The following is a 2,854-nucleotide window of genomic DNA, read 5'->3' as shown; positions in this document are numbered from 1 at the left end:
TTAAATGGATGAGTAGAATTACGCCATAACTATCAATTTTATTGATTTTGTCGCTGAGGCTCATTTCTTCTAACTCATCCACTAATAACAAAGCCTCTGGAATTTTACCTTGTTCTAGAAGTTCTCTCAGTTCTAGTAGTTCTTCCATATTGAATTCAAAATTTTGGCTTTACTTTTTTTCAGGGTCTATTTTAGTGGTGTCACTGTCCAATTTTTTCTGCTCCCAATCTTGTTTAACTACTTGACGACTACGGGCAATTACTAAAGAATTATCGGGGACATCTGCTGTCACCGTTGAACCTGCGGCTACATAAACGTTATCGCCTAGAGTTACTGGTGCTACTAACACACTATTAGAACCGGTTTTAGTGCGATCGCCTATGTGGGTAGGATGTTTTTTCACGCCGTCGTAATTGGCAGTAATAGTACCTGCTCCAATGTTAACTTTAGTACCTGTAGTGGTGTCACCTAAATATGATAAATGTGCGGCGTTAGTGCGATCGCCTAACTGAGTATTTTTCAATTCCACAAAGTTACCCACACGGCAATTAGCACCGACTACTGCATGACCACGTAAATGAGCATAAGGGCCAATTTTGCTACCTGTCTGTACGATACTATCTGTGACTACAGAATACTGCACAGTCACATTTTCACCCAATTGGCTATTTTCAATTAAACTCCCAGGGCCAATGCAACTCCCGGTTTGAATGGTGGTATTTCCCCGTAGGTGGGTTTGAGGTTGAATAATCACATCTGGCTGTAATTCTACTGTCTCATCAATGGTAATGCTGTGAGGATCGATGAGAGTCACACCAGCCATCATCCATTTTTCCTTGACTCTTCTTTGGATAATCTCGTCAGCAGTGGCTAATTGTAGGCGATCATTTATCCCCAGAATTTCTTGGTAATCTTCCACATCCACAGCCATGACTTTGCCGACTTGGGTGACAGCATCAGTGAGGTAATATTCCTTCTGGGCATTATTTGCCTGTAAGTGGGGTAAAACTTTAGCTAAATCCTGCCAATGAAAACAGTAAACTCCAGCGTTAATTCGAGTATTTTGTTTTTGAGCAGCATTACAATCTTTATCTTCCACCATTTGCTGCACAATATTTTCACTATTACAAAAAACGCGCCCATAGCCCTTGGGTTCAGTTAGGTGTGAGGTGAGGATGGTGGCGGCGTTGCCATTTTTTTGGTGAGTTTGTAATAGCTGTTCCAGGGTTTGAGTGCGTAATAACGGTATATCGCCATTTAGCACCAGTAAATCCCCATTGTAACCCTCAAGATGGGGTAATAATTGTTGGATAGCATGACCTGTACCCAGCTGTTGAGTTTGTTCGACAAACTCCAAGTTAGGGTACTGTATGGCTGCTTTGACTTCTTGGGACTGGTATCCCACAATTACTATCCGCCGAGAAGGTGAAAGCGGTTCTACACTGTCAAGAACTCTCTCAACAAGCGATCGCCCACCCAAAGAATGTAATATCTTGGGTAGGTGTGATTTCATCCTGGTGCCGCGTCCTGCCGCTAGAATTGCTACAACTACCATAATTTAGCTATCAGCTATCAGTAAAGTACGTTTTCTTCCTTGATCTTCTTACATATTTAGGCTCAAATCATACCAGTTAATTTAGCCAACACCAAAATCTTCCAGTTGTGGAACATCGGCAGCAGACTCTCTCTCGAAGAGACAGAGGGGAGCAAAGCGGTACAAAGCCCCACCCTTTTAGGGCGCTTGAACTGGGGCAAAGTCCAAACTCAAGCTCCGTCTGAGTCTTCTTCCTTGCTCCCTGCTTCTTTTGACCTCAAGCAAATAAAATCTATAAACTGCTGTACTAGTTTGGGATTGCGCCAACCTGAATCAGTTTCTCGTTGGATGACATATATTGCTTCTTCTAACGTAAATGCTTTTTTATAAGGTCTTTCGCTAGTTAAAGCATCATAAATATCAATTAGCTGAAATACTTGTGCTAGGTAGGGAATATCATCCTCTTTGAGTCCATCTGGGTAGCCTGACCCATCCCAGCGCTCATGATGATGACGAATAATGGGAATTACACCTTGCATACTACGTAGGGGTAGGCAAATTTTTTCCCCAATTAAAACGTGTTGCTTCATAGTCACCCAATCTTCGGGGCTGAGTGTGCCTTCTTTCAGTAGTACTGCATCGGGAATACCCACTTTGCCGATATCGTGAAGATAACCACCCCACATTAAATCTCGAATTTGATAGCGTGAGAGGTTGAGGTATTCACCAAAAGCCTGCCCTAGTGTGACTAACCGTTCACAGTGATCGCCCGTATTAGGATCACGGCTTTCAATAGCCCTAGCAACGGAAAATAATACTTTCTCAGGATGGTCTAAGTCTTCATTTAAACGCTTTTGCCGCACCAAAGATTTCACACGCGCTGTTAGTTCTACACGGTCAAAAGGTTTGCTCAGAAAGTCATCAGCGCCTACTTCAATGCCTTGGATGCGCGATCGCCTGTCGTTTAAAGCTGTAATAAAAATTATTGGTATGAGTCTAGTATGTTCATCTTGCTTGAGGTGCTGACAAACTTCAAACCCATCTATTCCCGGCATCATCACATCCAGCAAAATTAAATCTGGTTGTTTTTGTTTTACCAATGCTAAAGCACGACCACCACTATCGGCCTCAATAACTTTGTACCCCTCCATCGATAAGAGAGCAACGGCAGTCATCCTACTGGCAGTATGATCGTCAACTATTAAAATTGTCGGGAATTCTGAATCAAAACTATTCACTACTGTAGAATTTTTGGATTGTGGAATTACAGGAATTGATCTACTGTAACCATATTTAATATCAGTTTTCATTCAATCAGAA

Annotated in this window: 1 protein-coding gene and 1 pseudogene; both read right to left on the bottom strand. The window is 42.2% G+C overall.

Translation table 11 applies throughout. The features are described from left to right. Positions 1–169: 169 nt before the first annotated feature. Positions 170–1,555: a bifunctional UDP-N-acetylglucosamine diphosphorylase/glucosamine-1-phosphate N-acetyltransferase GlmU gene (gene glmU, locus VB654_RS11235; protein WP_323213822.1), complete on the bottom strand. Its 1,386-nt coding sequence runs from the start codon at positions 1,553–1,555 to the stop codon at positions 170–172. Positions 1,556–1,764: 209 nt separating this feature from the next. Then, positions 1,765–2,772, bottom strand: a pseudogene (locus VB654_RS11230) (response regulator); the annotation flags it as partial. Between the last annotated feature and the right edge of the window lie 82 nt (positions 2,773–2,854).

Source organism: Nodularia sp. UHCC 0506, from assembly GCF_034931045.1.
GTDB lineage: Bacteria > Cyanobacteriota > Cyanobacteriia > Cyanobacteriales > Nostocaceae > Nodularia.
This window is presented reverse-complemented; position numbering and strand designations above follow the sequence as displayed.